The organism is Kitasatospora sp. GAS204B (genome assembly GCF_029892155.1).
Classification (GTDB): Bacteria; Actinomycetota; Actinomycetes; order Streptomycetales; family Streptomycetaceae; genus Kitasatospora.
On the sequence record NZ_JARZAG010000064.1, the window covers coordinates 1 to 6,161 of the forward strand.

General features: G+C 68.8%; 1 protein-coding gene and 2 pseudogenes. All 3 read right to left on the bottom strand.

Annotation, left to right across the window (positions count from 1 at the left end; translation table 11 throughout):
* Window positions 1-128: 128 nt before the first annotated feature.
* Window positions 129-3,161: a ricin-type beta-trefoil lectin domain protein gene (locus tag P3T41_RS36680; RefSeq protein WP_280694998.1), complete on the bottom strand. Its 3,033-nt coding sequence runs from the start codon at window positions 3,159-3,161 to the stop codon at window positions 129-131.
* A 442-nt stretch (window positions 3,162-3,603) separates the two neighbouring features.
* A pseudogene (locus P3T41_RS36685) lies at window positions 3,604-4,923 on the bottom strand (transposase); the annotation flags it as partial.
* Between the two features lie 19 nt (window positions 4,924-4,942).
* A pseudogene (locus P3T41_RS36690) lies at window positions 4,943-5,961 on the bottom strand (IS5 family transposase).
* Window positions 5,962-6,161: the final 200 nt, after the last annotated feature.

Consider the following 6,161-nt stretch of genomic DNA (forward strand, 5'->3'; position numbering starts at 1 on the left):
GGGGGGGGGGGGGGGGGGGGGGGGGGGGGGGGGGGGGGGGGTGGGGGGGGGGGGGGGGGGGGGGCCCGGGCGGCGCCGCCCCCCCCCCCCGCCCCCCCACCCCCCCCCCCAAGACTCCGGCGGGCGCCCTACTGGTCTTGGGGGCTGATGAGGTACCAGTGGAGGGCTGCGACGCAGGACATCAGGGTGAAGGCGGCTCCGGCGGCCCTGTTGTTGCCTTCGCCGGCGCATTTGCCGGTGGGAGGGTTGTAGAGGTCGGAGTTCTCTTGCCACTGCTCGGCGGTGTCACCGGAGACGCAGTGGTAGAGGTGGACTGGGTTTCCGTCGTTGCTCTGATTGCTGTAGTTGTCCAGGCAGCGGCCGGGGTTGCTCGGGGTGCCTTCCCGCAGTGTGCCGTCGCCGGGCTGGGTCCACTGGTAGTTGGAGTTGCCGGGGATGCATTCCCATTGCCGTGCGGCTACGGCGTCGCCGGGCAGGTAGTGGTTGAGGCACACGGGCATGGGCGGCTGGGTGATGGCGCTCCCGCTGACGTTCCAGATCTGGCCGATCTCGTCGGTGTAGCAGTCCTGGATGGTCAGGGCGGCGGAGGAGTCTTGGGCGCCGTTGTTGAGGCATTTGCCGCTGGCGGGGTTGTAGAGGGTGCCGTCGGCGCGCGGCTGCCACTGCTGGGCGACTTCCCCGGTGTTGCAGGTGTAGAGCTGGACGTGGTTGCCGTCGCTGGTGTTGCCGCTGAAGTTGTCCAGGCACTGGCCAGTGCTTCCCGGCGGACCCACGCGCACGGTCCCGTCCCCCGGCAGCGTCCACTGCTGGCTGGCCTCGCCTGGCGTGCAGGCTTCCACTGCCAGGGTGTTCGCCGGATGGGCCAGGCAGCTGGGGCCGCTGTTGGTGGCCTGGAGCGTGCTGCCGACGGGATACCAGTTGGTCGTGCTGGCGCAGGGTTCGAGCGTGACGCGGTTGCCAATGCCTGGTTCGTCGTTGTCGTCGACGCACTTGTCGGTGGCTGGGTTGTAGAGGGTGCCGTCGACGCGCAGCTGCCACAGTTGGCTGCTGCCACCCGAGCAGGCCGTGTCCATGATGATCGGGTTCCCGGCCGTGTTGCTGCCGCCGGAGTTCTCCAGGCACCGCCCGGGTGAGCCGTCCCGGACCGTGCCGTCACCGAAAAAGGTCCACTGCTGGTTGGAGTTTCGGGGGATGCACTCCCATGCGCGGGCCGGGGCCCCGTTGCCGGTCAGGTTGTGCTCCAGGCACATCTGCAGAGGCGGCTCGGTGATGGTGCCGGTACCCGCGTCAAAGTTCCATATTTGTCCCGGTTCGTCGGTGTAGCAGTCCTGGATGGTCAGGGCGGCGGAGGAGTCCTGGGCGCCGTTGCTGAGGCATTTGCCGCTGGCGGGGTTGTAGAGGGTGCCGTCGGCGCGCGGCTGCCACTGCTGGGCGACTTCCCCGGTGTTGCAGGTGTAGAGCTGGACGTGGTTGCCGTCGCTGGTGTTGCCGCTGAAGTTGTCCAGGCACTGGCCGGTGCTTCCCGGCGGGCCCACGCGTACGGTCCCGTCCCCCGGCAAGGTCCACACCTGGTCCGTGTCCCCACCCGAGCAGGCCTGTACCGTCAGCCGGCTCTGGCCGTGGTCGAGGCAGCCCGGCATCGAGGCGCCGAGTTCCAGGGCGCCGCCGCTGGTTGGGGGGTCTTGGTACTGGAAGTGGAAGAGTTGGGTGGAGCTCGTTGAGCAGGTCCGCAGGCTCATCCCGGGGCTCGCGCCGGGTGGAGGGGGAGGACCGCCGGAGGGCGCCGTGGTGTCCAGGCACTTGCCGGACCCGATCGGGCTGCCGGTCGGCAGGTTGTAGATCTGCCCGTTAGCGTAGGCCGCCCACTGCTGGGCGCTGGCGCCGTTGCAGGTGTAGAGCTGGATCACGTTCCCGTCGCCAGTACCCCAGGCGTAGTTGTCCAGGCAGTACCCGCCGTTGCTGATCGTGCCGTCGTCGTTCACGGCCCACTGCTGGGTGCTGGACCCGGCGGCACAGGAAGCCAGCCGCAGCCGGGTGCCGGGGCCGACCGGGCCAGAGCCGGGATCCAGATCCAGGCACTGGCCGGGCTGTGTCAGCAGACTGATCTGCCCGACCTGGGCCGAGGCCATCAGGGTCGTGCCGAACTGGACCGCTAGGTGGTCGGAGTAGTTGCCGTAGGTCAGGGCCTGCAGTCCCGCCGTCGTGTCGTTGGTGATCATGTAGTCGAGCTGGGTTCCGGAGGAGGGCCGGGTGACCTGGGGGTCGAAGCGACTGCTCCTTGGCCCCCGGCGCGCCACGGGGTTGACGATGTGCGACCCGACGGGCAGTGTCCCGAAACCGGCGACACCCAGCCGTATGAGGTCGCGGTTGAAGTCGCCCAGGACTGCCCAGTTGCCCACCCCGGCCCCGGTCATCCGATTGCTGATCGCGGTGACCATGTTGGAGGCGTCGTTCCTCGTGGAGTTCGAAGGCCCGCTGCCGGAGTGGACCGTCCACCAAGCCGAACCGTCCGGGTACCGGATCCCGAAGGCGGGCCGGGAACTGGGACTGACACTCTGCGTGGTGTTGTCCCACCGTTGCGGCTGCTGGATCCACACGTTGGTCGCCTGCTGATCGCTGATGATGGCCAGGCCGTTGCGCACGGCGGTACTGCCCGCAGGCGAAGCAGAGGACCGGAGCATCGGCATGAAGTAGATGTAGTAACGCGTGCCGTTGACGTCCCATGTGTATTCGCTCACCACGAACTGCCGAGGCGCTCCGGTAGAGGGATCCGGCGCCGGGTAGGTGATGGTGTTGACGCTGCCGGGAGTCCTCGGGATCGTCCAGGGGCCGGCAACCCAGCTGAGTCCCGTAGCCGTGGCGCCCCGGGGGCGAGATCCCACCTCCTGCATGGCGACCACGTTCAGCGCCGGCCGACGTGGGTCCTGGTTGTGACGGGTGAGCGCGGTGCTGAGGGTCGTACGCAACTGGTTCCAGGCAGTCTGCCCGGCGCTGCCTTGAATGTTCCAGGTCATGGAGTTCAGCGAACCAACGGTCGCGCTCGCAGGCTGCGCCCGGCCCACGCCTACGGCGACCAGCGAACCTGCGACCAGGACTAGTACGGCGACCCGTGAAATCAGCAGCAGCCACCACGCCCTAGGCGGCTGACTGCCGCCTCTCATCTTGAGCACGAACCCTCCTCTACGAGCGGGCGCCGCACCTGGGCTCCCGAAAGGGATTCCGCCCTGCGATTCCCAGCCAGGGCGGCGTCACTGGCATGCTACCGACAAATCGTTTGGTAATTCCCGCTCGGATGGTCACAGAGCAATCAACACCGTGCGTAATAGGCTCTGACCGGTAGTCATCAAGTGGCGGGTTTCGCGCGTAACTCCTCTGGCCTCCTGGCCGAGCCCGCCGTCGCAGCGGTCCTGGGCGTCACCGTCCTCGGTGAACGCCTGCCGGCCGCTTCTTGGTGCGGGCTGGCCGTCCTCGCCCTGGGCCTGGCCATCCTCACTGCTCCCGCGGGCATCGGGCGCCGGGAACGGTAGAGCGCCGGCACTGTTCCGGTCCGGTCCCAGGGTCGGGCCTTGGGACCGGACCGGAGCGGACTGCGGTGCGCCGAAGTCACCCCTCGTCGGTGGCGTCCGGGTCGCGCAGGGGCCGCAGGCCGCCGGTCAGGTCGGGGAGTTGGAAGGAGTACCGGCCGAGCATGTTGATGTGATGGCGGACGAATGGCGACAGGCGGGCCACGTCCTCGTCACGGACGTCGAAGCCGTCCGCCCGAAGCTGCCGAACGGCTGCGTCCATGTAGCGCGTGTTGAAGAGAACCAGGGCGTTGAGGACCAGTCCCAGAGCGCCGATCTGGTCCTCCATGCCGTCCTGGTAACGCTGGTAGAGCTGCCCGGCCTTGCCGTGGAAGATCTTCCGGGCGAGCGCGTGGCGGCCCTCCTGGAGGTTGGCCTGCACCTTGATCTTCCGCCGGTAGGTCGGTTCGTCGGCCAGACGCAGGATGTGCAGGGTCTTGGCGATCCGCCCGTAGTGGGCGATCGCGTCGCCCAGCGGGGTGGGACGGCCGTCGCGTGACAGCATCCGGATCACGTCGTAGGCGCGCACCGCGCCGGTGTGGATGGAGCCGATGATCCGCAGGATGTCCTCCCAGTTCCGCTCGATCCGGACCAGGTCGACCCGGCCGCGGGCCGCGTCCTGGAACGCGCCGTAGTCGGCCGAGCGGTCGATGCGCCACATCTTCCGGTCCGGCAAGTCCGCCAACTGCGGCGCGTAGGTGAACCCCGCCAAGGTCAGGAGCCCGAAGACAATGTCGGAGTACGAGGCGGTATCTGTGACGATCATGTCCGGGCGCTTGCCGCCGTCGCGGTCGTAGAGGACGTCCAGCACGTACAGCGAGTCGCGCGGCGTGCCGGCCACCACCTTCCCTCCGAGCCCGGCCGCCTGGTCGTTGATCATGTTCAACCAGGTGGCGCCGCCCCGCCGTCCGAAGTACTTCGGGTTCGGCCGGGCGTAGACCGAGGGCACCGGCACCACGAACCGCATCCCGTCGACCGAGGCGACCAGGCCGCCGCCCCATGCGCTGGCGAGGGGGATCGCCGCCTGGGTGGCGATCAGCGTGGCGTTGGCGGCCCGGTAGGTCGTCAGCCGCAGATACGTCTGGTCGACGTGGGACAGCCGCCCGTACTTCAGCGCGTCGATGCCGCTGATGACCGGGGTGTAGCCGACGTTGCAGCCGTGCGCCACCAACAGCGCCGCGATGGTGACCGGTAGGTCCCTCAGTCTGGCCTCGCCGCCGGTGACCGAGGTGAACGTCTGGTCCGCGCCGGTCCAGGAGAACACCTCCAGCAGTACCTCGGGCAGGTCGACGCGGGGCAGCATCGCGTTCACCGCGGCCCGCAGCTCCAGCAGCGAGGCAGGTTCGGGCTCCGGCTCTAGGAGCTGTTCGGGGTTCGGATCATGTGGTTGAGGTGAGGTGCTTCAGCCACATGATCGAGCCTCGGAGGTGGAGTGCGGCCTCGAAGCTCTCCTGGCTCTTGTCGTAGCGAGTGGCCACCCCGCGCCAGGTCTTGAGCTTCTGGAAGCAGCGTTCGACGGTGTTCCTCTCCTTGTAGAGCTCGGCGTCGTGGCTGACGGGCCGGCCGCCTCGGCTGCCCTTCTTCTTGCGGTTGGCGGCTTGGTCCCCCTTCTCCGGGATGACGGCCCTGATGCCGCGTTTGCGCAGGTAGGCCCGATTGGCCTTGGAGGAGTAGGCCTTGTCCCCGGCGACTGCGTCCGGTCTGGTGCGCGGGCGGCCGACCGGCCCCGGGACCCTGATCTTCTCCAGCACGGTCCGGAACAGCGGGCAGTCCGCCGCCTGACCGGGTGTCAGGACGAAGGCCAGCGGCAGCCCGGCGGAGTCGACCGCGGCATGGATCTTGCTGCTCAGGCCGCCCCGGGACCGGCCGAGTCCGGCAGCCTTCGCACGGGCTTTGCGGCGACGCCGCGTTGCGGCAGGATCCGCGCCCGCCCGGTCCGCGGCGGCCGTGTCCGCCGGGGCTTGCGGTGCACCACCCGCCACACCGGCGGTTGGCGCGGCAGTGGAGCCCCTTTTTCCTCGGTCAGTGCCTGTTCGAGGGCGTCCAGGGTCTCCCCAGCGACGGCCAGGCCGGACGAGTCCTGGTGCCCGCGCACCACCGTGGAGTCCACGCTCACCAGCTCCAGACCGACCAGCCCACGCCCGGCCGCCTCCGCGATCAACGCGTCCATCAACCCCTGGAACACCCCGGCCCTGGCCCAGTTGCTGAACCGGGAGTACACCGTGGACCAGGGCCCGTACCTCTCTGGGACATCACGCCACCCGGACCCGGTCCGGAAACGCCAGATCACCCCGTTGAACTGATCCCGCACCCGCCGGGGCAACGGCCCCGTAGCCGCGACCGGCAGAAGGGGCTCGATCAGCATCCACTCGGCATCCGTCACATCAAAACGCGCCACACCCGAGTTCTACCAGCAGCCAGCACCACAAAGAGATCCAAACCCCAGACAGCTCCTAGTAGGGCTTGGTCAGGTGTACTCGCTGTGGCGTGTCTTTGTCTCGGCTGGCGCGTTGATGGTGTGTGACACCTGGGGAGATGGCCGAGGTCCGGGAGGATCTGGAGGCGTTCACGGCGGAGATGTTCGAGGCGTTCACGCGC